Origin of the sequence: Bdellovibrio sp. 22V (assembly GCF_030169785.1) — a bacterium.
In the GTDB taxonomy this organism is placed as follows: domain Bacteria; phylum Bdellovibrionota; class Bdellovibrionia; order Bdellovibrionales; family Bdellovibrionaceae; genus Bdellovibrio.
Genome location: NZ_CP125854.1, coordinates 2,247,268 through 2,271,776, shown reverse-complemented (window position 1 = coordinate 2,271,776; position 24,509 = coordinate 2,247,268). Strand labels below are relative to the sequence as shown.

General features: G+C 47.1%; 23 protein-coding genes. 5 read left to right on the top strand and 18 right to left on the bottom strand.

The genetic code is table 11. From position 1 onward, the window contains the following. Window positions 1-87 precede the first annotated feature (87 nt). The 5 genes from mpl to QJS83_RS10945 form a co-directional block, all read right to left on the bottom strand. Complete coding sequence (mpl, locus tag QJS83_RS10965) at window positions 88-1,497, bottom strand: UDP-N-acetylmuramate:L-alanyl-gamma-D-glutamyl-meso-diaminopimelate ligase (RefSeq protein ID WP_284604800.1); 1,410 nt, start codon at window positions 1,495-1,497, stop codon at window positions 88-90. A 69-nt stretch (window positions 1,498-1,566) separates the two neighbouring features. Continuing rightward, window positions 1,567-2,628 carry a serine hydrolase domain-containing protein gene (locus QJS83_RS10960; RefSeq protein WP_284604798.1) on the bottom strand — a complete coding sequence of 354 codons (1,062 nt, stop codon included), beginning with the start codon at window positions 2,626-2,628 and terminating at the stop codon, window positions 1,567-1,569. Window positions 2,629-2,630: 2 nt separating this feature from the next. Further along, window positions 2,631-3,563 (bottom strand): S66 peptidase family protein, encoded by a 933-nt coding sequence (locus tag QJS83_RS10955; protein ID WP_284604795.1) that lies wholly within the window; start codon window positions 3,561-3,563, stop codon window positions 2,631-2,633. Window positions 3,564-3,568: 5 nt separating this feature from the next. After that, window positions 3,569-4,852, bottom strand: coding sequence for an adenylosuccinate lyase (purB, locus tag QJS83_RS10950; protein ID WP_284604792.1), 1,284 nt, complete (start codon window positions 4,850-4,852; stop codon window positions 3,569-3,571). Continuing rightward, window positions 4,849-6,150, bottom strand: a complete 1,302-nt coding sequence (locus tag QJS83_RS10945; protein ID WP_284604790.1) for a hypothetical protein — start codon at window positions 6,148-6,150, stop codon at window positions 4,849-4,851. Before QJS83_RS10945 ends, purB begins: the two co-directional genes overlap by 4 nt. A gap of 171 nt (window positions 6,151-6,321) precedes the next feature. Here QJS83_RS10945 and QJS83_RS10940 point away from each other — a divergent pair, with 171 nt between their 5' ends. The 3 genes from QJS83_RS10940 to QJS83_RS10930 all read left to right on the top strand — a co-directional run bounded on the left by QJS83_RS10940 (window position 6,322) and on the right by QJS83_RS10930 (window position 9,608). Then, entirely contained in the window at window positions 6,322-6,870 is a 549-nt protein-coding gene (locus QJS83_RS10940; protein ID WP_284604787.1) for a glutathione peroxidase, read from the top strand. Window positions 6,871-6,980: 110 nt separating this feature from the next. Beyond that, window positions 6,981-7,754, top strand: coding sequence for an outer membrane beta-barrel protein (locus QJS83_RS10935; protein ID WP_284604785.1), 774 nt, complete (start codon window positions 6,981-6,983; stop codon window positions 7,752-7,754). A gap of 114 nt (window positions 7,755-7,868) precedes the next feature. After that, window positions 7,869-9,608, top strand: a complete 1,740-nt coding sequence (locus QJS83_RS10930) for a hypothetical protein (RefSeq protein ID WP_284604783.1) — start codon at window positions 7,869-7,871, stop codon at window positions 9,606-9,608. Window positions 9,609-9,612: 4 nt separating this feature from the next. On the opposite strand, the gene QJS83_RS10925 is transcribed toward QJS83_RS10930, so the two are convergent. The 7 genes from QJS83_RS10925 to QJS83_RS10895 are packed head-to-tail and all read right to left on the bottom strand — an operon-like array spanning window position 9,613 to window position 17,504. Then, window positions 9,613-10,977 carry a sodium-dependent transporter gene (locus tag QJS83_RS10925; protein WP_284604781.1) on the bottom strand — a complete coding sequence of 455 codons (1,365 nt, stop codon included), beginning with the start codon at window positions 10,975-10,977 and terminating at the stop codon, window positions 9,613-9,615. Window position 10,978: 1 nt separating this feature from the next. Continuing rightward, entirely contained in the window at window positions 10,979-12,319 is a 1,341-nt protein-coding gene (gene der / locus QJS83_RS10920) for a ribosome biogenesis GTPase Der (protein WP_284604779.1), read from the bottom strand. Beyond that, complete coding sequence (era, locus tag QJS83_RS10915) at window positions 12,297-13,208, bottom strand: GTPase Era (RefSeq protein ID WP_284604776.1); 912 nt, start codon at window positions 13,206-13,208, stop codon at window positions 12,297-12,299. Before era ends, der begins: the two co-directional genes overlap by 23 nt. A gap of 1 nt (window position 13,209) precedes the next feature. Beyond that, complete coding sequence (rnc, locus tag QJS83_RS10910) at window positions 13,210-13,899, bottom strand: ribonuclease III (protein WP_284604774.1); 690 nt, start codon at window positions 13,897-13,899, stop codon at window positions 13,210-13,212. After that, a complete protein-coding gene (gene mtaB / locus QJS83_RS10905) occupies window positions 13,896-15,239 on the bottom strand; it encodes a tRNA (N(6)-L-threonylcarbamoyladenosine(37)-C(2))-methylthiotransferase MtaB (protein ID WP_284604772.1) in 1,344 nt (447 codons plus the stop codon). The genes rnc and mtaB overlap by 4 nt, the downstream gene beginning before the upstream one ends. Next, a complete protein-coding gene (gene mnmA, locus QJS83_RS10900) occupies window positions 15,224-16,306 on the bottom strand; it encodes a tRNA 2-thiouridine(34) synthase MnmA (protein ID WP_284604770.1) in 1,083 nt (360 codons plus the stop codon). Before mnmA ends, mtaB begins: the two co-directional genes overlap by 16 nt. Further along, entirely contained in the window at window positions 16,299-17,504 is a 1,206-nt protein-coding gene (locus QJS83_RS10895; protein ID WP_284604768.1) for a cysteine desulfurase family protein, read from the bottom strand. The genes mnmA and QJS83_RS10895 overlap by 8 nt, the downstream gene beginning before the upstream one ends. Window positions 17,505-17,702: 198 nt before the next feature. Here QJS83_RS10895 and QJS83_RS10890 point away from each other — a divergent pair, with 198 nt between their 5' ends. Continuing rightward, entirely contained in the window at window positions 17,703-19,190 is a 1,488-nt protein-coding gene (locus QJS83_RS10890; protein WP_284604766.1) for a hypothetical protein, read from the top strand. An 11-nt stretch (window positions 19,191-19,201) separates the two neighbouring features. On the opposite strand, the gene QJS83_RS10885 is transcribed toward QJS83_RS10890, so the two are convergent. Further along, window positions 19,202-19,876, bottom strand: coding sequence for a hypothetical protein (locus QJS83_RS10885; protein WP_284604764.1), 675 nt, complete (start codon window positions 19,874-19,876; stop codon window positions 19,202-19,204). Between the two features lie 163 nt (window positions 19,877-20,039). Here QJS83_RS10885 and QJS83_RS10880 point away from each other — a divergent pair, with 163 nt between their 5' ends. Then, window positions 20,040-20,696, top strand: a complete 657-nt coding sequence (locus QJS83_RS10880; RefSeq protein ID WP_284604762.1) for a thermonuclease family protein — start codon at window positions 20,040-20,042, stop codon at window positions 20,694-20,696. A 29-nt stretch (window positions 20,697-20,725) separates the two neighbouring features. Here the strand turns inward: QJS83_RS10880 and tsaE are convergent, their stop codons facing one another. The 5 genes from tsaE to cdaA are packed head-to-tail and all read right to left on the bottom strand — an operon-like array spanning window position 20,726 to window position 24,508. Then, window positions 20,726-21,172 carry a tRNA (adenosine(37)-N6)-threonylcarbamoyltransferase complex ATPase subunit type 1 TsaE gene (tsaE, locus tag QJS83_RS10875; protein ID WP_284604760.1) on the bottom strand — a complete coding sequence of 149 codons (447 nt, stop codon included), beginning with the start codon at window positions 21,170-21,172 and terminating at the stop codon, window positions 20,726-20,728. Beyond that, window positions 21,172-21,897: a pyridoxine 5'-phosphate synthase gene (locus QJS83_RS10870; RefSeq protein ID WP_284604756.1), complete on the bottom strand. Its 726-nt coding sequence runs from the start codon at window positions 21,895-21,897 to the stop codon at window positions 21,172-21,174. The genes tsaE and QJS83_RS10870 overlap by 1 nt, the downstream gene beginning before the upstream one ends. Window position 21,898: 1 nt before the next feature. Then, window positions 21,899-23,299, bottom strand: a complete 1,401-nt coding sequence (gene glmM / locus QJS83_RS10865) for a phosphoglucosamine mutase (protein WP_374028691.1) — start codon at window positions 23,297-23,299, stop codon at window positions 21,899-21,901. Further along, on the bottom strand, window positions 23,277-23,699 hold the full coding sequence (locus QJS83_RS10860; RefSeq protein ID WP_284604755.1) for a YbbR-like domain-containing protein: 423 nt from the start codon (window positions 23,697-23,699) through the stop codon (window positions 23,277-23,279). The genes glmM and QJS83_RS10860 overlap by 23 nt, the downstream gene beginning before the upstream one ends. Further along, window positions 23,696-24,508: a diadenylate cyclase CdaA gene (gene cdaA, locus QJS83_RS10855; RefSeq protein ID WP_284604753.1), complete on the bottom strand. Its 813-nt coding sequence runs from the start codon at window positions 24,506-24,508 to the stop codon at window positions 23,696-23,698. Before cdaA ends, QJS83_RS10860 begins: the two co-directional genes overlap by 4 nt. Window position 24,509 lies beyond the last annotated feature (1 nt).

Sequence of the window (24,509 nt, the reverse complement as noted above, 5' to 3'; positions counted from 1 at the left end):
AGTGGCGTGAGATTCGACATAGGCAAAAAAAGTAGCTAAGCCGACCCGCCAATTCACTCAAAAACGCTACGCATCAAGAGCGCTATCTTAAGATAAAGCGCTCATCAGTTTGCCATAGATGCCATCGAAGCCGCCATTGCTCATAATCAGAATGACATCGCCTCTTTTTGCACGCGATTTAAGCGCAGAAACGATCTGATCTGCAGAGTCAAAATCTTCCGCCTTGACACCGGATGTGTGCAAATCGGCGACTAACTCGTGAGAAGAAAAACGATTTTCTTCGTCAATTTTCGATTGGTCAAAAGCCTTCGCCAAAAGAACTTCGTGAGATCCTTTAAACGCCTCCACATAGTCTTTTTGGAAAACCTTACGACGAGAGGTCGCACTTCTTGGCTCAAACACCGAGAACACTTTGCGGCCGGGATATTTCTTTTGAATGCCCTTCACTGTTTCACGCACTGCTGTTGGATGATGCGCGAAATCCTCGATCACCAGAATGCCGTTAGGCTCGCCGAGGATTTCCTGACGGCGTTTCACTCCTTCAAAAGACTCCATCGCGATTTGAATACGATTTTCAGAGAAACCTAAAACTTTCGACATCGCCACAACAGCCGTTGCATTGAGAATGTTGTAATCGCCTGTGATCTGCATGGAGTAAGGACCCAAGATCTCACCGCGATGATGAACTTCAAAACCCACACCTTTTTCATTCTGGAAAAGCACTTTCGCCTTGAAGTCCGCGTCCTTATTAAAACCATACGTGAAAGAATTTTTGCATTTTGCCAGAGCACGAAGTTCCATCACGTTCGCGTCTTCCGCGCACGCAAGCAAGGTTCCTTCCTCCGGAATCAACTTCATCAAACGCGCGAAAGAATCTTTCACCGCCTGCAAATCTTTATAGATGTCGGCGTGATCGAATTCAACCGACGTCAAGATCACATGTTTTGGTCGGTAGTGAACAAACTTGGGAACTTTGTCGAAGAAAGCCGTGTCGTACTCATCCCCTTCGATAACAAAGAAATTTCCCTCTGGATTTTTGAAAGATTGCGAGAAGTTTTTGGGGATTCCACCGATAAGAAAGCCTGGTTTCACGCCCGCATTTTCCGCCACCCATGACATCATGGACGTCGTCGTTGTTTTTCCGTGCGTTCCTGAAATCACAACGCTTTCCCGCGAGCCGATAATGAATTCACCCATTGCTTTTGGCAAAGATGTGTAAGGAATGCCCAGCTTCATCAGCTCTTGCGCTTCTTCATTATTTGCAGAGATCACATTTCCCACGATAACAAAGTCCGGCTGTGGATGCAGATTCTCTGCCTTGTATCCTTTCATGATAGCAATACCTAGGCTTTCAAGCTGCGTTGACATCGGAGGATAAGGGTTCAAATCACTGCCCGTGATTTTATACCCGCGGTCTTTTAAAAGTCCCGCAAGAGAGGCCATCGCCGTTCCACAAATACCCATCAAATGAATGTGGCTTCCTGCTTTTAAATTCATTTACTACTCCAGTTCCGCGCCTGCGGCGCTCCACTTTGTGGGCTCCCGCCCGTTCTGTGGGTTCCCGCCCTAAACTCCGCTACGGCGATAATTTTCGACAATCCAATTATGTATGTCAGGACGTAATTTTCCAAAGGCTTTGTTGTCTGATCCATAGAGTACTCTGTTTGAAAGGATCAAGACACTCATATCCATCTTTGGATCGTACCAAATCGACGTTCCGGTAAATCCTGTATGACCAATAGAATCCAAAGAGAAGTAACTTCCGCAACTCGCCGAACCCGGAGTCGGCATCATATAGCCCATCGCCCAATCGCCTTTTCCCTCGGGAAGCGCGCGTTTCGCGAATAGCTGAGCCGTCTTTTGTCGAATAGAATAACGAGCAATACCCATCAATTGCGAACGCAAATGCAACGAGAACCAACCGATATCGTCGATACTGCCAAAGAGTCCGGCGTGAGTGGAAACCCCACCCAAAGACCAGCAGTTCAAATCATGAACTTCGCCTTGGATCAGCTTTTTACGCACGGGACATTCTTCGGTCGGAGCAAACAACTGCGCTCTTGTCGTGAATTGATTATCGGGATGGAACTCCAAAGTTGTTCCAAGATAGAACTTGTTCTTTGTATCTTCCCAAACATCCAAAAGAGGTTTGTCGAAAATCTTTTCCAGAACAAAACCCAAAACCAGAAAGCCAACATCAGAGTAGACAGCTGTTTCTTGTTTTTCGATCTTAAGACTTTTTAAAATATCACGCAGCTGTTCACGGCGTTTTTCTGTCGGCAACTGCATATTAATCTCTTGATAAAGCGGCAGCCACCAAGCAAGGCCTGAGCTGTGCGTAAGAAGCTCAGTGACTTTCGTTTCTTTGTGCGGGAACCAAGAAAGAAGATCCGCCACCTTCGTCTCGAAATTCCATTTTCCCAACTCATAAGCATACATCATCGCTTGTGTTGTGAAGATCACTTTCGTCAAGCTTGCAAGGTCATAGTACGCGTAAGTATTCCCCACAGCGACGTCACAAATAATACGCCCGCCTTGATAAGCCCGCACCATCACTCCGGGAGTCGTATCGCGAATACGTTCTTCCAGTTGCTTCATTAAATTTTTCTCTAAGACTGAAAACTTCATTTTTACTTACCTCCACCCGTCTTGATGACGAGACGAGCTTTGCCGTTTTCCGCATTCAAAACACAAGGCGTGTTGAATGGAACAGGCCTTTGCACCATCGCATGCCCTGCCTCCAAACCTTGGAACAGCGGAATGTCGAGATCTTGCGCCCAACGTTTAAATACCAGTTTAAAATTATTCTTTCCTGTCGCAGGCTCTTCCCCGCCAAGGAAATCGCCAAGAATAAGACCATGACATTGTTTGAAAAGTCCCGCCTGACGGAATTGTTCAAACATTCTATCAATGCGATAACCGCGTTCGCCTAAATCTTCCACAAACAAAAGAGATTTTTTCGTCTCAAGCTGCCAAGGTGTTCCCAGAGTGCTTTGCAAAACCGTGAGATTCCCACCGACAACTTTTGATTTCAGATTGCGCACTTTACGTGCCGCCTCGTTAAGCGGCTTTAACTTTTTAAACTCAATTTCATTCGTTCTTCCGAAAAGAATGTCATGCAGTTCTTTTTCATGTTTCGGAGAAACAAGATTTCTTCCCAGACGATCCAATAACGGACCGTGCAACGTCGACCAACCCCACTCCTGAATGAAAAAAGTGTGCAAAGAGCTGATATCGCTGATTCCAATCAACAACTTGGGCTCTTTGGGTTTTTTAAGTTTTGCGAGCATAGGAAGCAGACGATTGCTGCCGTAACCGCCGCGCAAACACCAAATCACACGAGAATCCTTGGATTCAATCGCCGCCTTCAAAAAAGCAAAACGCTGTTCGTCCTCGTGCGCATGCAAAAAATGCGGCTTGATAAGTCCCTTTGGAATACGCGCTTGCAAGTTCCATTTTTTCAGAAACTCGCGCGCACCCTCAACTTCGTGAGGCTGCGACGGGTACCCTGGCGCCACCACGTCGATAATGTCATTCTCTTTAAAAAACTTCCATTGCGCCATTTTTACTAAACTCTCTTAATCACGTCTTTGATTGCTTTTTTATGTTTTTTACCTGTGAAGATCTCGTCGATCTCTTTGGGCTTTAAAAGCTCACGAACAGTGTCGTCAACAAGCAGCTTGTCTTTCAAATGTTCGCCATAACCCAAAGAGTGACAAAGACGTTGAACAAGTGCGTAGGCCTCTTCGCGGATCATGCCTTTTTGCACCAACGCCAAAAGAACGTGCGAGCTGAAAATCTGTCCTTGTGAACTGTCGATATTTTCCAGCATGCGTTTTTTATTTACGTCCAGACCATCAAGCAAGATGCTCATACGGTTTAATGCGTAGTCAGCCACGATGAAAGCATCCGGGAATACCACACGCTCGACAGAGGAGTGACTGATATCGCGTTCGTGCCACAGCGCCACGTTTTCAAGCCCGGCGAGAGCGTAACCGCGTAACAAACGGGAAAGGCCCGTGATATTCTCCGCACTGATCGGATTCTTTTTGTGTGGCATCGCGGAAGAACCTTTTTGCCCTTTGGTGAAACCTTCCGTGACCTCAGCCACATCGCTGCGCTGAAGGTGACGCAGCTCAACCGCCAGGCGCTCAAGTCCCGTTCCCAACATTGCCAACGCCAAAAGCATTTCGGCGTGACGATCGCGCGGAATCACCTGCGTTGCGATCGTCTCTGGCTTGAGCTTTAATTTTTTCGCAACAGCCGTTTCTACTTTCACGGATTGAGAAGAATAAGTTCCCACCGCTCCGCTCAACTTGCAGATCATCATATTGTCGAGCGCGGCTTTAACGCGTTTTTTATTGCGTTCTGTTTCGGCCAGGAAGCCCGCCATTTTAAAACCGAACGTCGTCGGCTCGGCAAACATTCCATGCGTGCGTCCCGCACAAAGCGTCTCCGCATGTTTATTCACCAGACCTTGCAAAGATTTTTCAAGAGCGTCGATGGATTTCATCAGAACAATGCCTGCTTCGCGGACTTGCAAGCTGAACGCCGTATCCAAGACATCTGAAGAAGTCAGACCATAATGAATGAACTTTCCTTGAGGACCGACATTTTCCGCAAGATTGCTCACAAACGCAATAACATCATGTTTGGTTTCTTTTTCAATTTCCGAAATACGCTTGACGTTGAAGCGCGCTTTTTGTCTGATCGCTTTCGCCGCCGTTTTGGGAATGATCCCCATCTGCGCTTGAACTTCCGCCACCGCGATTTCTACTTCCATCATTTTTCCGAATCGTTGATCTGAGTGCCACAAAAGGCCCATCTCAGGTCGAGTGTATCTTTCGATCACGTGGCTTGTTCCTTTCTTTTCTCTTTTTGTTCACGCAGGAGTTTCTCTTTCCACCACTGCACGATGCTCGCTTGAATCGATTCGTGCTGTTCAAAGTAAGATCCCCACGAGTAATGCGGCCACACTTCAGGACCATCGAGGTGCAAGTTGCTAAAAAGAACTTTCCCCCGGCGTGACGTCTGCTTTTCCCCAAACACCGGGAAACGCGAAGCTCCCAGTTGAGCGTAAGTGTAATAATATTCTTGCGGGAAGCTCAGCACTTGCGGATCGCAAAGAGACATTCTTTCTGCGAGATGTTTATTCATACGCAGACTGCGTGTCGTGAGATATTCCTTGTTAAAACGCTGCACGGTCGGAATTCTCATCCACACATCGAATTGATCCGCCAAAGTCGTTCTTTGTAGGATCATCATGTTTTCATGAGTCCATGGCGAATCCAAATCCGCCATTACTACCGTATGCAGCGGCAAATGATCTCTTTCAAAACATTGCTGTAAACCCAGACGATAACGGACCCAGCACCATTCCGGCTCGAGAGGTCCTTCCGGGAAAAAGTATTTTCCCAGGCGTTCATTGAGATAATACGTTTCCTCACTGCTCAACATCCACACGATCTGCTCAAGACGGAAGAGACCTTGTTTTTCTCCAGCAAGCTCAAGGCCCGTGATCGACTTTCCTCCACCGAAGGAAACGTCGACGATCTGCTGAGGACGAAGAACTTCAACACCTTTTGTTGCCAACCACTCGAGTGATTTTTCCAAACCATTGCGAGTCGCGCGACGAACAAGATAAGAAGAAAAAAGCGGCAGCGAAGCCCCGACGTGAGCTGCTTGCGCATTCGCTTTGTAAGTCGTTCCCGCCCACTGATGCCCCAAGTGCAGCAACCAACTTTTTTCAAAATTAAAAGCATCGAGATTTTTGTAAAGAGTTTTTGCCGCTTTGCCGCCCACGCCACCAAGAAGATATTCTTTGATAGGTGGAGCCAGCGTCGAGGTGTCGATTTTGAATTTTGTCGTCGGGCCTTTGCACTCGAAAGGTCCCTGACTTAACCACAAAGTGAATCCATTAGAAACTTCTTCGTAAGGATCGTCAGCATAGAGTCTTTCTAGCTGAGATTCAGAGATGCGCTCATTACGAAAAAAACCAAATGGACCTTCAACGTCTTCTGAAGGCCATACGCCCAACTTCGAAGACACATCGACCAAGGTTGTTTTAATACCTTCTTGCGCTAAAGCGGCAGCCAACCAGTGGCCGCGACCAAAAGCAGAAATCAAGATGACGGGACTTCCCAACTCCATCGATGTTTTGAACTCCTCTAATTGCTTTGCAGGATTACCTAAAGGCTCTTAAAGATTAGAAAATCAGGCTGTTTCAAAGTCAAAGCCGCGCACTGCATCTAAACACTGTATCGGCCTTTTTCTTGTGAAAAAAGAGAGGGCCCTTTAGACTGTTTCACGATGGAGGTCGTTATGCGTTTTATTTTCCTTCTATCCCTCTTATTCGCCCCGCTGGCGCAGGCGGAGACGGCGAAAAACTTCTTCGAACTTTCAGCCACGACTCTGCAGGGAAAAAAGGTCAATTTCTCGACTTATCGAGGGAAAGTTGTCCTTGTCGTGAACACCGCCTCACAATGCGGCTTTGCTCCGCAACTTTCCGAACTTGAGGACTTGTACAAAAAATACGCAAGTCGTGGCTTCATTGTCTTGGCGTTCCCCTCCAATGACTTCAAGCAGGAAAAAGGCGACGCCGCCGAAGTGCAATCCTTCGCCGAAAAAAAGTATGGCGTCACTTTCCCCTTCTTTGAAAAAGCTCCGGTGAAGGGCGACGACAAACAACCCGTTTATCAGTTTTTAACGGAACAAAAACCCGGCATTCTTTTTAAAGATGTGAGCTGGAACTTTGAAAAGTTCCTCATCAACCGTCGTGGGGAAGTTATTGACCGCTGGAGTTCCATTACAAAGCCATCGTCTAATAGCATCACAAAAACTATCGAAAGAGCGCTCGAGGAACCTCTCTAGGAAAAGGCCTGTTTCGAATTGAGACAAATCGCGAAGACTGGACTTCGATTTGATACTTTTTTTTGAAGTTTTACCCCCTTTTATTCGATAATACTAAGAGGGGGATCACAGTGAAAACCACAGCGCTATTCAATCAACTTGGCCTACTTACTTTTGTGCTTGGTCTTAGCCTCGCTATTCCGTTTCAGGCTCATGCTCAATCAGATCACAAATCTTATCTTATCTCTCAGGTTGATCCCGACGAAGCTTACGATCCGTTCACTGACTATTCTGAGTTCGATGAAGAATCCGACGAAGAAGCGGATATCAACTTTTTCCGTAACGGCCGTTTCTTCACGATTGGTCTTGCGGGCGGTTACCGTGGCTTCACAGGAAACTTTGCGGATGCTTATGAGGCCGCACCGACTTTCGGTATTTTCCTCAGCTACTTCTTTGATTTGAGCCTGGCGATGAGTTTGGGTTTCCAAACAGGCGACCACGCCGTGAACTTTACCGTGAATAATCAGTCAAAGACCTATACTGGTAACGTCTCCATCACGTCGGTAAATTTCGACTTAAAGTATTACATGAACACACAAAACGTCACCCGCGGCCTTGCGGACTTAAACCCGTACATCATCGGGGGCTTGGCGCAGTTCTACCGCACTTACACGATCGCCGGCCTTGACGGTTTTAGCCGTGACTCGACGATGGGCTTTGATATCGGTGCCGGTCTTGAGATTCCTTTGATGCGTAAGAAAGCTTATTTGGGTCTTCAAGGAACTTACAACTTTGTGAACTTCGCTGACGAAAACAAATCCTACGTCGACGGCACCGAAAAGCTCGATAAAAATCTCACGGGCGACTTCTACAATTTCATCTTTATTTTAGGAATGAACTTCTAGTCTTTCACAAAGGCAAAGCACAATTTCTTAAAATTCGAGACAAAAGAGTCGAGAGTCGGTCTCTTGTTTGATTGCAACGTGACTTAGTTCTCATCTGCCCTCTACGATCTCGTCATGAAAACAATTATTTTCGTTCTAAGTTTTTTGATCGCGTCTATGGCGTTTGCTCAGGACTTGCTCGTTGAAGATCCTTCTTCACTTGATAAAATTGAACGCGCGGGGCTTTCGCTCAGCTTGCAAGTTTTTCGCAAACACGCAGAGAACAATCAAAAACTCTTTGAGAATATTGTTTATCAATCTTTGGTGAATGATCTTGATCAAGACTTAAAAGAACTACAAAAATCTGATCCTAAGCTGGGTGTCGGCATGAAGTACACGCACCGCCTCTTTGATATTCGTTGGTTGAAATCACCAGCGGCACATTTTGAGCTTGTGGGTGTTGTGAATCGCATGGATCGGGCGGTTTTCGATCCAGGTTCTTGCGGAGAACTTCGCTTGATTTACCGTCTGTCTTATGAAAAGCAGCAGAACGGGACTCTTGTGACATCCCGCCTGCCATTGACTATCAATACGGTTTACCTCCTGCCTGCTGCCCCGGGATGCATGACAATTGCAAAAGCTCTGGCGACCTTGAATGAGAGAACCGTGAAAGAGTGGGCCACATCTGCGAATTTAAAGTCAGTGGAAATGAATCTTCAGGCCGTGCGCTGGCCCTCCACTGTTCGCGGGGATATGGGCGGCCATGCGGAATATATTATGCGGGTTTATCGCGCACTTCCAAACGGAGGACTTAAACTCAGTCCTCTTGAAAACACCCCGAATCTGGAACTGCTTAGAGATCCCGCGAAGAAAAAAGAACTTCTCTCTTGGCTTCTAAAGCCGGAAAATATTCAAGCCCTGGATCAAGGTGTTTTAAATATTCCAGAGAAATTTCTGACAGGCAAAACAGCCTCATTCGCTTTGCATGGTATGAATCGTCTTGCCAATAGGCCTTTTGATTTAATCTTTAAAAAAGAAGATTTCGCATCCATCGACTATTCGAAACTTAAAAACATTTACGGTGCGTCCTCCTTACGACGACGTCTTAACGACATGAGTTGTGTGGGCTGCCACCAGGGTCGCACCATTGCCGGATTTCACTTTCTAGGAAAAGATTCTGCAAAAACGGTTTTCGCAAATTCCATTTTCTCTTCTCAGTCACCACACATGATAGAGGAATTGCCTCGTCGCCAAAAATACGTGGAAGCTGTTCTTAAAGGACAGACGCCCGACAACTCCCGTCCCTTTTCCGAACGGGATCCACAAAGGCCTGGAAAAATGAATGATTATTGTGGGCTTGGCAGTGAATACAAGGCCTGGGCTTGCGCTTCGGGTTTAAAGTGCATTCCTGTTATCACACCGGGAAACAATGCAGAGATTGGCGAATGCCTTCCTGATTCTCGTATCGCTGGCAATCCGTGTGAACCCGGCAGCATTTCCCAAACCGCAAATGCTCATAAAGATTATCTGAAAGATGCACTGGCGATGTCTTGTGGAAACCAAAACCACTGTGAAACAACTCGCGTTGGTTTCCCCGGAGGCATGTGCTCGGGAGGCTGTGATAACCTCAAAGTCGGAGAAACTTGCGGTGCGATCGCAGATCTTTACGGTTTGAATAATTGTCTCGCTAAGAAAAGACCTTTCACAGCGTGCCTTGCCGAAAATACCCGACCGGGCAGCTTACAAGCTTGTGACGAATTCACGCCTTGTCGAAGTGATTACATCTGTATGAGGACTAAAGCAGGAAAAGGCGCTTGTATTCCGCCGTATTTCCTTTTCCAACTCAGAGTCGACGGACACCCTGATCCTTTGTAAAGGATTACTTGGAAAAAACACCGATCACTTGCATAGCAAGTGCTAGAACAATGACTGCGGGAGCCACCCAACGCAAGATAAAAATCCAATGCGGATACATTGTGTAACTGACGAACTTGTCTTTATCGACAAAGCTCAGCTCTTTTTCTTTTTCCGAAGTTCCACGATAGTACGCGATAAGAAGCGCTAGAGCCACAAGCGGTAAAAGCCAATTGATCAGCAATGAATCTAAGGACTCGATCAACGATCTTCCCGCAACACGGACGTCTTTAAAGACAGAGCTTGAAAGCGCCGGCAAAGTCGTCAGCACAAGAGCGATAAGGCCTGAATACCACGTGGCCTTTCCCCGCTCCATCTGCTTTTGCGCGTCCACCCAGTTGGAAACCACAACCTCCAGCAAACCAATACTGGCATTCAAGGCTGCCATATACAAACACGCAAAAAAAGCCAAACCGAAAAGAGTCCCCCCGCGAATCCCCAAAAGATAACGAGGCAAAACTTCAAACATCAAAGCCGGATCCGTCAAAGGAACGTTGGTTGCCTGGAATGCGACCGGAAAAATCATCACAACAGCGATCAAAGAAATCGCCGTATCCACCAATGTGACGCGAAAGCCCGCTGTCGGTGCGTGATCTTCTTCACGCATATAAGAACCAAACGTTACCATCGTCCCAAAACCCACGGACAACGTAAAAAACACGTGCCCCAAAGCGTGATTCAAAGACGACAATGTCAGTTTTGAAAAGTCAGGATAAAAAAGGAAACGCAAAACTTCCGGAGTCGAAGGAAGGGAGAATGAACGCATAACAAGAACGATCACAAGGATCGCAAAAAGCGGCATCATATAACTGATCCACTTTTCCAAACCTTCTTGCACCCCTTTTACAACCACTACGACCGTAATAAGAAGATGCGCGCTCGCTAACATCAACTGCAGCCAGCCATTCGACATCAAAGCGGCAAGATTTGTTTTCGCCGTAACCATCTCGGGCGGACTAAAAAGCGAGATCAGGAATTGCGTCATAAAATGCAAAACCCAACCACTGATCACCGCATAGTAGGAAAGAACAACAATACTTAAGATAACGGCAAAGCGACCGGCCCAGCGAAATCCACGACCGGCTTTATTACTGAGCTGTTGAGTCGCCACGATCACGGAACGACGACTGCTTTTGCCGGCAATCAATTCTGAAATCAGCATCGGCGCACCGATCGCCAAGGACATAAAAACGTAAATCAGAATGAAAGCGCCACCGCCGTTTTCGCCGACCACGTAGGGAAAACGCCACATATTACCCAGACCACAGGCAGAGCCGATAGCCAAAAGATAAAATCCAAAGCGTGTTCTCCACGAGCCGCGTTTTGCCATACTACTCGGAACCTCTGCGTGATTTCATACAGAAAATACGAATCGGAAGACCGTGCAGGCCCCATCGTTCTTTGATGTTCTTAATCAAGAAGCGACGATAAGAATTCGTTACGCCATCCGGATGATTTGCAAACGCAATAAACGCCGGAGGACGCTGGAAAGTTTGTGTAAGGTAATAAAACTTTACGTTCGTCGTTCCCCACACAGGAGCTGGAGCTTTACGAATCGTCTCAAAGAAGAAGTCGTTGAGCTCCGCTGTTGGAACGCGGAAGTTCATTTGATCAGAAACTTTTTCGATCATCTCGAAAAGTTCTTCCACTCCATAGCCTGTTTTTGCACTTGTAAAGACCACGTTCACATCATCAAAGAAATGGAACGTGCGCTGAACTTGCTCGCGGAATGTCTTGCGGTATTCAGGAATCTCGCGACCGCCTAAATCCGATTTATTCGCCACCAAGATCACGCCTTTGTGATCTTCCAAGATCGCCTGCATGATGCGCGCATCTTGATCCGTAGGTCCGATGGTACCATCCACCATCAAAAGCACGATGTCGGCGCGACGGATCGCTTCTTGGGATTTAAACGCAGAGATGATCTCAAGATCTTCCTCACGCTTCGCCGACTTACGAAGACCCGCCGTATCCACCAATGTGTAGCGTTTGCCGTTGTAAATAAACGGAGAGTCCACGGAGTCAATCGTCGTTCCGGCAACGTCCGATACGATCATACGATTTGCGCCAAGAAGACAGTTACAGATCGAGCTCTTACCGACATTCGGTTTGCCGACGATCGCGATATTCATGCCTTCTTTTACAGCGGCAGTGGCTTCAGGAATTTGATTCGTGATCCACTCAAGGATTTCACCCACGCCACGGCGTTGCTCAAAAGAACATGCGATCATATCAACGCCGAACTCGTAAAAGTCGGCTTTAATCATCTCTTCATCGACAACTTTGTCGACTTTGTTGATAACAAGAAGAAACGGCTTACCCGTTTGTTTCGCCACACGGATGATATCACGGTCTTCAGGCATAAGGCCTGAACGTCCGTCCATCACCGCCACGATGAAATCGACGGAGTGAAGAAACTCGGTCACTTGTTCACGAATAAGCTTCGAGAAAATGTCGCCCGCCTCCGTGATACCGCCTGTGTCGATAAGATCAAACTGCTTACCCCAGATATCAACAGGTTCAATGTTGATATCACGAGTAACTCCCGCTTGGTTTTTCACCACGGCCTTACGTGTATCCGTAATAATATTAAATAAAGTCGATTTGCCTACGTTGGGACGACCGATGATCGCCACCTTCGGCGCGAACTCAGCCCTCGGATTTAATGACATAACCCAACTCCTTCATCATACGTTTGTTGTCGAACCATTCTGGTTTGCATGCGACGTTCAAATCCAAGAAGATCTTTTCGTCCATGAGTTTTTCAATTTCTTTACGCGCATCCATACCGATTTTTTTGATCACTTCAGCGCCTTTTCCGATCACGATGGCTTTATGACTTTCCTTCGCGACGATGATCTCTGCATGAACTTTCGGTACAGGCTTGGCTTCTTCATCAAATTTTATGATACGCACTGCCAACGAATATGGAATTTCATGGTGAAGCGCTTCGAAGCACTTTTCACGAATAATTTCCGACGCCATTTCACGCATGTTTTCATTCGTGAAAAGTTCGATATCGTAAAGAGGCGCGGGTGACTCCGGCAAAAGCTCCAAGAAATCAATCAAAAGAGCTTCGCGCTCTTCTTCATCCTTCGCGGATTCTTTAACGGAAACAGAGAATGCTTTTCCTCCGCGCTCTTCGATCATCTTTTTTAGAATCATAATACGGTGAGCTTTTTCTTCGATGTCAGTCTTTGTGATAACACCGATCCACGGCTTGCCACTTTTAGAAACCATGTCGATCACTTTTTCTGCATTTTCCGGCTTCTCTTCATCGACACTGACAATCGCAAGCAATGCATCGGAATTATCAATCACGTCTTCGGCTTCTTTCGCCAAGAAGCTGTTCAAACCTTTATCCGCTTTAATCACGCCCGGAGCATCGACAAAAACAATCTGCCCTGCTTCCGAACTCCAAATCCCCAAAATACGACGGCGAGTCGTCTGAGGTTTGGCAGAGACGATGGACACCTTTTCATCGACAAGGAAGTTCATCAATGTGCTCTTCCCTGCATTCGGCTGTCCGATCAGACCTAGAAATCCCGCTTTATAACCCATTTTAATTCGTCTCCTTGTATTTCATCTCTAATGCTAATTTCGCCGCGGACTGCTCGGCATTCTTTTTACTACGTCCTCTACCTTGCGCCCAGACTTCCTCTTTCACTTTCACACAAACCAGAAACTGGCGATCATGAGGAGGTCCTTCTTCAGCAAGAACCTCATACCGAGGTGTCTCTTTCAGAGCTTTTTGCACGAGCTCTTGCAAACGTGTCTTATAATCTTTTTCGAAATCTTCCGTCCCGCACACACGCTCTGCCAGCGGTGTGAATTCCTGACGAATGAAAGCCTGAGCCACATCAAAACCGCCATCAAGATACAAAGCCCCGATGATGGCTTCAAAGGAGGATGAGATCAGGCGGGGCTTTGTGGCTCCCCCGGTGAGAGTCTCCCCTTTGCCAAGAAGCATGCGCTTATTTAACCCCATCTCCAGAGCCAACTCGGAAAGAACTTCTTCATTCACGATACTGGCGCGCTTTTTAGAAAGACCGCCTTCGGTATCATTCGGGAATCTTTCAAAAAGAAACTGCCCGACAACAAGATCCAAAACGGCGTCCCCTAAAAATTCCAACTTCTCGTTATGCTCAATCGTGTTTTTGAGCTCGTTTGCATAACTCTTATGAGTTAGAGCACGTTCTAACAAAGCCGGATTTTTAAATGTGTAACCAAGGCGTTTTTCCAACTCACTCATGAAATCACCTCGCCTTGCAAGTGACCTTCCATGTGCTGTTTATTGGAATGATCGTAACCCGTAATCTTAACATCAACCTCTTGGCCCGCCCAGTGTTCAAGGAAGCTGTCAGCACCGAGGATATTCACCGGCCAATAATCATGACTAAGGCCCTGCCCGCCTTTTGCGGCATTTTTCAGAACCAAAACTTTTTTCGTCGAACCGATTTGCAATTGCGCCTGATCCTGATAGCGGGACAAACTCAAATTGCGTAATTGCGCCGCCCGTTCCGCGCGAATGTGCGGATACACGGAAACATCCATCGCCGCCGCACGCGTGCCTTGTCTTTCACTATATGGAAAGACATGAAGCTTCGTCCAAGGAAGCTGACTTAAAGTCGTATAAGTATCTTGGAATTGCTCGTCCGTTTCGGTTGGGAAACCCGTAATCACATCCATGCCCACGAATGAATTCGGAACACGCACGGCAATGGCTTCCAAAGATTTACGAACGTCGTCTTGCGTGTACTTGCGTTTCATATGGAACAAAACGTCGGTATTAGCACTTTGAATGCTCATATGAAAATGCGGGCACAGGCGCGAGTCTTGATAAAGATCCAAAAGTCTTTCAGAGACTTCGACAGGCTCAAGACTTGAAAGACGGAAGCGAGGCATTTTGGTTTTCGCCAAAAGATTTTCGATCAGGTCTTCAAGTACGTACTTCTTGCCGCCCACTTCATCTTCATAATCTCCGATGTGAACGCCCGTCAGAACGACTTCGCGGGAACCTTCCGCATAAAGATCATTAATACGCTGAACAAGATCCGCAACCGAAATAGAGCGGCTCTTGCCCCGCGCGTAGGGAATAATACAGTACGTGCAGAAGCTATTACAACCATCCTGAATTTTGAGGAAGGTGCGCGTGTGGCTTTTCTCGATTCCGCCACCCGCTTCCAGGTCTTCTTTTTTAAAGATGTTCGACTTAAAAACTTTTTCAGTCAGTTCACCACGAAAGTGTTTTGTCAGAAGCTCTGGCAGAGAACCTTTGTGAGAGTTTGCAACAACCAAATCCGCACCCGGCAGATTCGAGAACGAGCCTGTATCCACCTGCGCCGCACACCCTGTCACAACAACCGTGCAGAACGGATCTTTCACTTTTAAACGACGGATATAACGAAGAGCTTCTTTCGTCGCTTCTGCCGTCACAGCACACGTATTAAGGACGTGAACGCGCGCGGTTTTATCTCCGGAAACAACCGGCATAAAACCGTTGGCGTTAAGATTCTTTTGAATCAACCCCGCATCGTAAGTATTCACCTTACAACCAAAAGTATGAACTTGATACTTTACAGGGTGATCCATCCGCCCCCCACAAGTTCACGATCACGATAAAACACCGCTGCTTGTCCAGGTGTAACGGCTCTTTGCGGCTCTTGAAATTTCAACTTAAAGCCGTTGTCCGTTTTGAAAACCTGCGCGGGAGATCCCTTGTGTTGATAACGGATCTTTACGTTCATAATTTCGCCGTCTTCAATAGTACCAAGAAGTTGAGGATCAACCACATCGACTTCGTTGGCGAAAAGATATTGTTCGTCACCGACCCATACCGTGTTGTCTTGAGCATCAATCTTGATCACAAAAAGTTTTTCGTGATGATCCATGCCAAGGCCTTTGCTCTGGCCGTATGTGAAGTTATGAATGCCTTCGTGTGAAGCCATCACTTCGCCGTGAGGATAACGTTTAATCAAACCCTTTTTTGAAGCCAGGATCGTTTTATCCACTTGGCCTTTGATAAAGTTTTGATAGCCTTGATTACCGACAAAACAAATCCCTTGCGAGTCTTTTTTACGAGCTGTCACCAGACCGCGGCTTTCAGAGTATGCGCGCACTTCTGGCTTTTTCATATCACCCACAGGGAACAAAAGTTTAGGCACCAAGGCCGGATCGATCGTGAATAAGAAATAGGTTTGATCTTTCCAATCGTCCGTCGACGTATGAATGGACGCGCGACCTTGTTCATCGTAAACGATTTTCGCGTAGTGACCTGTCGCCAGGTAATCACATTCAAGCTCTTTCATCTTTTTCACAAGATGATCAAATTTTAAATACGTGTTGCAGTTCACACATGGAAGCGGCGTTTGTCCTTCCAGATACGCTTTCAAAAAAGGATCAATGACGGCAGCACGGAATTTTGCCTCGCAGTTAAGAACGTAAAATGGAATTCCCAAACGGTCGGCCACCGCACGCGCATCATCCACGTCGATGCTTGAACAGCAGGTGCCATTGCCTTCTTCGATATCGCAAGTGGAGTAATCCCATACTTGCATCGTAGCACCAATCACTTCATAACCCTGTTCGACCAAGAGCGCAGCCGCGGCTGAACTGTCCACGCCTCCGCTCATAGCAACAAGGACTCTCCCTTTAGACATGACAAGAGTCTCCTTCATCATTTTGTAAAGATCGCAACCTTGCGACCACGACTTTCAATGCTTCTACAAACGCATTCACTTGCTCTAAAGTGGTTTCCCAACCGATGCTCACACGCAAACTGTTTTGCGCTTCTTCGCGAGTCAGCCCCATCGCAAGCAGAACGGGACTTGGTTCCGGGTTTCCGCTGGAGCAGGCTGCTCCCGTTGAGACCGCATACCCTTTGATATCCAAGGACATCAACATAGTTTCACCATCCACGCCTTTAAGAACCAACGAGCTGGTGTTTGGTAAACGCGGGCTTTCACCGGCGGTGATCGTAACTTCTTCGATCTCGGAAAGAATGCGTGCTTCCATATGATCGCGAAGTTTCGCCATCTGCTCTGCTTTTTCAGGAATAAGGGCGACACGTTTTGCGACAACACCTAAAGCACCAATGCCGAGCGTGTTTTCAGTCCCACCGCGACGGTGTCTTTCTTGACCTCCGCCGTTAATCAAAGAGCTGAAATTCGATCCCTTACGTGAGTATAAAAATCCAGATCCCTTCACAGAGTAAAACTTGTGACCGGAGAACGACGCGAAGTCCACACCAAGCTCATGCAAGTTCACCGGCACTTTACCGAAAGCTTGAACAGCATCCGTGTGAAACAAAGCGCCTTTCTTGTGAGCGATCTCAGCCATTTGTTTGATTGGAAAGAGTGTGCCTGTTTCATTGTTTGCAAACATCACAGAAACCAAAGCTGTTTCTTCGGAAAGATGGCTTTCATAAAACGCCATATCAATTTCCCCACGGCGATTGACTGGAATGAAATCCACGCGAGCTCCGAGAGATTTCAAATGCTCCATCGCTTTAATGACTGCGGGATGCTCAACAGCTGAACACATGTAGTGCGTACGACGGCGTTGTTCAGGAGTTAGAAACTGCGCTGTTTGATAATAATCAAAAAGACCCTTGATCACAGTGTTGTTTGCTTCACTTCCACCAGAAGTGAAAACAATTTCTAGCGTGCTCGCACCAACAGCATCAGCCACCGCTTTTCTTGCTTCACGAAGAATGTTCTTCGGCTGACGACCACCCCAATGAATAGAACTCGGGTTTCCCCAAGCTTGCGCCAACTCTGGCAAGGCCTCGAGAACTTCTTTGCACACGGGAGTCGTGGCATTATGGTCGAAATAGCAGAATGCTTTGGTCTGAATCATAGGTCGCAGGAAACTAGCACATTTCTTAAGTATTGAAAACTCCTAAGAATATCTGAGGTTTTAGGGTGTCTATTGCGTTAACTAAGGTGCAATAAATTCATGCACACCCCAGGGACTCAGAACGCCAGGAACGGAATAAAGCTAGACTAGACCTCGGATTTGCTTATGTTCTGTCTCAAAATACCGATAAACAACCAGATGAGTTATCATGCTTGGTTTGAACATTTTAAAGAGCAACTTCAAGGACTTACCGAATCTTTTGAACAAAGTGGTTCGCACTTAAGCCTTTTGGGTTACGCCTTGAAAGAACAACGCCTCAGCTCTCAGGAATATTTAAATTGGGCGATGACCCATTTTAATTTGCCAAAGCTTCAGTCACGATTTTTTACAGAGACTCCCGTGTCCCAGGAAATGTTCGCAAAGTGGGCGACCCATTACCCGTGGTCTGCGGAGTGTCTGCCTGTGGCGGAGTGGGATGGTTCCCTCATCGTAGCATGTCTTCAGCCGCCGCAGGATTTTCCTTCTACTCCTTCGTGCATCCTTGTCCTTGCCGATTTCGAAAGTCTCGAAAGCGCATGGAACAAATTGCATCCGGAACGAGCGGCCCTCCCGATTTCCGCGGTCACATCTAGTATCGAGGAAGCGCCGGAAGGCATGGATCTTTCCGTAGCGACTTCAGCGAAAGGTCCTTCTGACAGTTTCTCTTTTGATGACCTTGCTGTTGCAGAAAACACAGCGACTTCTTCGCCTTCTTTGGAAGTTCTTTCTTTGGATGATGAGTCTTCGGGAAAACCTTCTGAAACGATGGATGGCTTGTTTGACGGCCCCACTGTGATTCGTCTGGAAGCTCTTTCGCCAAAAACGGAAGAACCTGTCGCAACCACAGAAGCGGTTTCTTTAGAGCCGGCTGAAGCTGTCGAATCTCGCGACGCTAAAACCGTGGTGTCTTCATCTGCGGATGACGCATTAGAAATGCTTGCAACGGAGCTTGAACCTAAGGCCGCTGCTCCTGCGAAAGAAATCCCGGCAATTCCTGTTGCCAGTGCTTCTGCACCTGTTGCAAGTGAATCTTCTGCGCCGAAGAAAGCAAATATTCCGCCTCCACCACCGAAGTCAGAACTGCCGCCTCCTTTTGAAGACAGTTTTGGCAATAAGCCGATTCCTATCACGCCTCGTCCTGCCGGAGTTGCGAAACCCACCATCAATCCTGTGGCGAGCGGCAACTTTGCCCTTGATAAGTTGAAAAAGAAAAATGCCGCAGCCATGGGCGAAAAAATCAAAACGATTTTAAGCGAAATGAAAGCGCACTTCGACAAATCCATGATCTTGACTTTGGATGAGCAAGAAACACAGTTAACGGCGTTTGCCTGGGATGAAAACTTCCAAGGTATGCGCGACACAAGCATGCGCTTCCCGCTGCAAACTCCCAGCATCTTTAATATCGTGGCTTCCACGCAAAAGTCCTTCCACGGCTACATTTCATTGAACGAAATCAACGAGAAGTTTTTCGAAGGCTGGAACCAGGGGAAAATCCCTGATCACGTCACGATTGCACCTATTATTGTAAATGAAAAGCTCGTCGGTATGCTGATGGGTTTTGCAGAGAAATCCGCTTACAACAAAGTCTCTTTGAATCTCGCAGAAAAACTCTCTGTCGACTTTATCAAAGGTCTTCAAGCCGCCTAAGACCGCGCGGTTTATTTTATTTGCGATTCCGTGTTTTGCGCGGGCTTTTCGCCCGGAAACAGCACTTGAATTTTATAAGCAGTTCCTTTTCGCGACACAAAACTTTCAATCCAAGCTTTAACGAATCCTTCGACGGACGCTCTTGCCTGCTCTCGCACGAGGTTGCGATGTTCAATTCCTCGCTCCACCAAGAGTCCCGGGAGCTCCTGTTCAAAACGTTTCACAACATCAGTTTCGTTGCGAAGAAGACTGCCCTTTGCCACTCCCACCTTGAGCTTCGCGATATTAATAGCTGGCGTGCTGTTCGTCAGTTCAGGGATAAAAACGTGGAGCACATTCTCAATAACTTCAAAACGCCAGCCGCTTGTCAGATTCACGTAGTAGTTGTACTCGACGGGAACTTCCGCTTTGACGACGATGGAAGGAAGCGCAAACCACAAGGCTTTTGCCTCAGAAGTTCTTTCAAAAACTTCCATCTGATTGAGTTTCGCGACGTAGAGACTTTGCTTCCCCGTGATTTTCGTCGCATAGGCATAGAAGCGATCTTGAATGTTTTCACTGAACAAATCCGGGAGCCCTGAACTCGACCTGCCCGTGTTGCGAATAAGCTTGTAGCCCGTGAAAAGGATCCCCACGATCACAGCGGCATAAACACACTTCTTAAAGAGAGAAAGACCCTTCATCATTGGATTATTCTAGGGTCTTTTCCCGGATTATTCTAAGTATATTTCAAAAACCAGCTCACTCAGAAACGCCCTTCACTGTTTAAAATGTAGACAATCCTGAAGAGTTCACCTTCTTGCTCAGAGCAGATGATGGACGCGAACCTTTTTGGTATAGTCCCTGCCTATGACAAAAATCTCTATAAAACTTCTTCTCTTTGTATTCATTTTTTCTCCTGTCAGTCTTTACGCTCAAAGCCTGCAAATCAAAGTTACGAGCGTTCACGACGGTGATACTTTGAATGCGATCGGCGTGGCGGATTCGCAAAAATACAAAGTGCGTCTGATGGGTGTTGATACTCCGGAAGTGGATTTCTATAAAAACACGCAAGGAGCTGTTGCTCTGAAAGCCCGCGATGTCTTAAGAAGTTTGATTCCTGATGGCAGCATTGTGACTCTTTCCGACGACAGCCAAGTCGACAAACACGGCCGTGTCCTGGGGCGTTTGCTCAAAGACGGTCTGGACGTGAATAAGGAAATGTTAAAACAAGGCTGGGGAGTCATTTACTTCATCTATCCATTTGAAAAACGCATTGCGAGTGATTACAGCCAAGCTGCTAAAGAAGCCTTCGATAACAAGCGCGGAATCTTTTCAAACCAATATCGCGGCACTGAAATTCCTTACCAGTTCCGTCTGCGCGTGCGCGACCAAGTCGGCAGAAATCCCGTCGGCGATTTAGAACTTAAAAAAGTGGTTTCTCCGGATGACGTCGAAAAAATTCCGGTTTGGAAACGGGTCTTCTTCCCCGACTACGAACTCGCTTATAAAAACGGATACAATTAATGCGCCGGCCCCAGAAAAGAGGGCCTGACCTAGATAAGGCGGCAGGAGATTTTTCTTTCTTCTGCTGAGATTTTTGTAAAGGTGACTTCTACGCGTTGCCAGTTCAAAGGCAGATAATCGAAGTCGAGGCGATTGGCCCATTCAATGACGACGAGCCCTTCTTTGCTTGAAAACAAATCCCAAAAACCGGAGCTTTCCAAATCGTCGTCGTCTTTAAGGCGATAAAGATCCACGTGGTCCAGGGATTTTCCTTGGGCATTTTCGTAGCGCAGATGAATCGCAAATGAAGGCGACTGAACGTCGCGCATTCCTAAGATCTCCGCGATCATTTGTACAGAGGTTGTTTTGCCCGCACCCACTTCACCGCTCATCAACAGAATGCAGCGGTTGTTGAGGTGAGGCAAAAATTCGTTCCAGAACTCTTTGAGCTCGCTGAGATTTCTCACCGTTCTTTCGGAGTTCAGAATCGTCGGCATTACTTCAAGATCTTTCGCATCTTACGAACAGAAGCTTCAAGACCTTCTTCAAGAGCATAACAAATCAACGAGTGACCGATATTCACTTCTTGAAGATGAGGAAGCTTGTTGATCATTTTTGAATGGGCATAATCCAGACCATGTCCCGCATGCACGTTGAGTCCCAGGTAGTTGGCCCATTCCGCAGCGTCCACGAGACGTTTCCACTCGGCGTTTTTGCGTGCACCTGAAAGGTGAACCCATTTTCCCGTATGAAATTCAACAGCATCCGCGCCAATTTCATAAGACGCTTCCACTTGTTCAATGGACGGCTCGATGAACATGGAAATCTCAATTCCGATACGCTGAAGTTTTTCAACCATCGGAGCCATTTTCTTAAAGCCTTTCTTGACGTCGAGGCCGCCTTCCGTTGTTAGCTCCGCTCTTTTTTCAGGAACAAAGCACACCCAGTCAGGACGATATTTTTTCGCGAAGGCCACCATTTGCGGTGTCGCTGCCATTTCAAGATTCAGAGGCACAGGACAAGACTTCGCGAGAAGCTTTAAGTCCTCCAGCTGAATATGGCGACGGTCTTCACGAAGATGGATGGTGATTTGCTCAGCGCCACCCTTCACGGATTTTTTTACCATGTTCAAAAGATTTGGATAAGGCGTAGTTCCCCCACGCACCTGGCGAAGAGTCGCCACATGATCCACATTCACACCCAAACGAATTTTATGTTTCATACTATGATAGCTCTTTTTCTAAGAAGGACGCGATCTCTTCAGCGAACTGATTGATCTGCGTTTTATCCGGACCCTCAACAAGAACGCGGATCACCGGCTCTGTTCCTGAGAAGCGAACAAAGACGCGGCCGTCGCCGTTGAGTTTCTTTTCAATACTGCGAATAAGATCGTTGTAACCAGCGATATCGTGCAACTCAATACGGCGTTTAACACGGCAATTGATAAGGATCTGCGGCACGTCTTCAAAAACGCGATTAAGATCACTCATCTTTTTACCTGTTTGTTTCATCACCGCAAGAACACTTAAAGCCGCGATACAACCGTCACCCGTCGTTGTGTGATCCAAGAAAATGATGTGACCTGATTGTTCGCCGCCCAGGTTGTAACCATTTTTTCTCATCTCATCGACAACGTATTTATCACCAACACCTGTTTTCACAAGCTTGATGCCGGACTCATTCATGCGTTTTTCAAGACCGAAGTTCGACATCTGTGTCGCGACCAGAGTATTACCTTTCAACAGGCCACGCTCTTTCATGTGCAATGCGCAGATCGCAAGAATACGGTCTCCGTTTACGATCTCCCCTTTTTCATCCACCATGATCACGCGATCGGCGTCACCATCCAGACTGATACCGACATCCGCACGATACTGCAAAACCGCTTCAGAAAGTTTTTGCGGATAAAGAGCACCGACCTTGTCGTTGATGTTTGTGCCGTTAGGATCGTCACCCATTTGAATGACTTCCGCGCCGAGTTCCTGGAAAACCGATGGAGCGACTTTGTAAGACGCACCATTGGCTGTATCCAAAACAATGCGCATTCCATCCAGAGTGTACTCCAGAGGGAACGTGCCCTTCACATAAACGATGTAGCGACCTTGGGAGTCTTCAATACGACGAGTGCGACCGATTTCTTTGCTGGGCGGAAGAAGCTGCGTGAGGTCTTCTTCAAGAACCAAACGCTCGATCTCTTTTTCCATTTCGTCAGAGATCTTAAATCCATCCGGACCGAAAACTTTAATACCGTTGTCATGAAAGGGATTGTGAGACGCGGAAATAACGATACCGGCCGCCGCTCTCATCGTGCGTGTCAGATAACCGATTCCAGGAGTTGGCAGCGGACCCACAAGCTGCACGAAGATACCCATGGAGTTCAGACCGCTCGCCAAAGCTTGTTCGATCATATAACCCGATAAACGCGTGTCTTTACCGATAACGACTTTACGAGTGCCCGCAGGAGAACCCGCCGCTTGTTTTTGCAAAAGATAACCGATGGCTTGGCCGATTTTTACAACCGTTTCTGGAGTCATAGGCCATTGATTGGCCGTGCCACGAATGCCATCCGTACCGAAGAGCTTAGTATGTTTTTTTTCCACTTTACTGACCTTTTTGTTCGTCATCGGAAGGTCCTTTCATTTTCACGACCTCCGCCTGAATCTGATTAGGGCGAACGCCGAGAATTCTTACACCAATAGGGACTTCTATTTTATTCAAAGGAATGTCGACATAAACGACCCCTTCGCCCTTTTGCGAAATATCAAGAGAAATACTCTGAGAAAGAGAACTCTCCAAGAACTTCTTAAGGGATGAACGGGGACCTGAAACCTTTACTTTAATGTGGTCTGTAGTCTGCGCCACCACCTGCGTTCCCGGAGCCGTAATGAGCTCAATATCTATGTTTTTACTCAAAACAAAGTCCCGGCGCCCCAGAATAGTGAGCCACAGGATGAGGGAAATGAAAAGTGCGACGACTTTATAACTGAAATTCTCGGTGACAACACCCGACCAGCGACGTTTCACGAAACCTCCCCTTGCTGCGAGAAGGCTTTGTATTTAAGTCCAAAGGTTTCATAAAGGGCTTTACGGATATCCCCCAGCTCCACGTTCGGGCTTAAATGACCGCCTTGAACGATACCGATAGATTTATTTTCTTCAGAGACAACGAAAACCAAAGCATCGGTTTCTTCCGTCAAGCCGATCGCGGCTCTGTGACGAGTTCCGAGGTTTTTATCCAACGCCGGGTTTTTACTGAGCGGCAGGAAGCAACCTGCTGAATGAATTTTGCCATTACGAATAAGAACCGCCCCGTCATGCATGGGGCTTTCCGGATGGAAGATCGAGGCTAGGAGTTCCGCGGAAACCTTGGACTCCATCTCCGTACCGAATTCAATGTGATAGTCGATAACGATCTCGCGCTCCACAACCACAAGAGCGCCAAAGCCCTTTTGAGCCGTGAGGATAATCCCTTTGGCGATCTCTTCTATTACTTGGGTTTCTTGGATTGTCGAGGCATCTGTGAAGAAAGGATTGCTACCGATATGTGCCAAGGCACGACGAATCTCGCCCTGGAACAAGACAACGACAATCACGAATAAATTTGAGAAGAATTTTTCAAGAATCCAGTTAAACGTGAAAAGTTCAAGCCAGATACTGAGGATATAACCGATTGCAAGAACACCCAGGCCGGAGAGCATTTGAATCGTCCCCGTTCTCTTGATGAGAACGAGGATTCGATAAACAACCATCCAAACAAGCAGCATGTCGATAGCATCTTGCACACGCAAGTGCTGCACGATGAAAATCAAGTTGTCGACAAACTGCTGCAACATC

Excerpts from the sequence above, each read along its gene's own strand:
- QJS83_RS10930 (WP_284604783.1), top strand. The coding sequence starts at position 7,869 with ATGAAAACAATTATTTTCGTTCTAAGTTTTTTGATCGCGTCTATGGCG.
- QJS83_RS10960 (WP_284604798.1), bottom strand. The coding sequence starts at position 2,628 with ATGAAGTTTTCAGTCTTAGAGAAAAATTTAATGAAGCAACTGGAAGAA.
- rnc (WP_284604774.1), bottom strand. The coding sequence starts at position 13,899 with ATGAGTGAGTTGGAAAAACGCCTTGGTTACACATTTAAAAATCCGGCT.
- mtaB (WP_284604772.1), bottom strand. The coding sequence starts at position 15,239 with ATGGATCACCCTGTAAAGTATCAAGTTCATACTTTTGGTTGTAAGGTG.
- QJS83_RS10940 (WP_284604787.1), top strand. The coding sequence starts at position 6,322 with ATGCGTTTTATTTTCCTTCTATCCCTCTTATTCGCCCCGCTGGCGCAG.
- QJS83_RS10880 (WP_284604762.1), top strand. The coding sequence starts at position 20,040 with ATGACAAAAATCTCTATAAAACTTCTTCTCTTTGTATTCATTTTTTCT.
- mnmA (WP_284604770.1), bottom strand. The coding sequence starts at position 16,306 with ATGTCTAAAGGGAGAGTCCTTGTTGCTATGAGCGGAGGCGTGGACAGT.
- mpl (WP_284604800.1), bottom strand. The coding sequence starts at position 1,497 with ATGAATTTAAAAGCAGGAAGCCACATTCATTTGATGGGTATTTGTGGA.
- QJS83_RS10925 (WP_284604781.1), bottom strand. The coding sequence starts at position 10,977 with ATGGCAAAACGCGGCTCGTGGAGAACACGCTTTGGATTTTATCTTTTG.
- QJS83_RS10890 (WP_284604766.1), top strand. The coding sequence starts at position 17,703 with ATGAGTTATCATGCTTGGTTTGAACATTTTAAAGAGCAACTTCAAGGA.
- QJS83_RS10885 (WP_284604764.1), bottom strand. The coding sequence starts at position 19,876 with ATGATGAAGGGTCTTTCTCTCTTTAAGAAGTGTGTTTATGCCGCTGTG.
- tsaE (WP_284604760.1), bottom strand. The coding sequence starts at position 21,172 with ATGCCGACGATTCTGAACTCCGAAAGAACGGTGAGAAATCTCAGCGAG.
- QJS83_RS10895 (WP_284604768.1), bottom strand. The coding sequence starts at position 17,504 with ATGATTCAGACCAAAGCATTCTGCTATTTCGACCATAATGCCACGACT.
- cdaA (WP_284604753.1), bottom strand. The coding sequence starts at position 24,508 with ATGTTGCAGCAGTTTGTCGACAACTTGATTTTCATCGTGCAGCACTTG.
- der (WP_284604779.1), bottom strand. The coding sequence starts at position 12,319 with ATGTCATTAAATCCGAGGGCTGAGTTCGCGCCGAAGGTGGCGATCATC.
- QJS83_RS10945 (WP_284604790.1), bottom strand. The coding sequence starts at position 6,150 with ATGGAGTTGGGAAGTCCCGTCATCTTGATTTCTGCTTTTGGTCGCGGC.
- glmM (WP_374028691.1), bottom strand. The coding sequence starts at position 23,299 with ATGACGAACAAAAAGGTCAGTAAAGTGGAAAAAAAACATACTAAGCTC.
- QJS83_RS10870 (WP_284604756.1), bottom strand. The coding sequence starts at position 21,897 with ATGAAACATAAAATTCGTTTGGGTGTGAATGTGGATCATGTGGCGACT.
- era (WP_284604776.1), bottom strand. The coding sequence starts at position 13,208 with ATGGGTTATAAAGCGGGATTTCTAGGTCTGATCGGACAGCCGAATGCA.
- QJS83_RS10955 (WP_284604795.1), bottom strand. The coding sequence starts at position 3,563 with ATGGCGCAATGGAAGTTTTTTAAAGAGAATGACATTATCGACGTGGTG.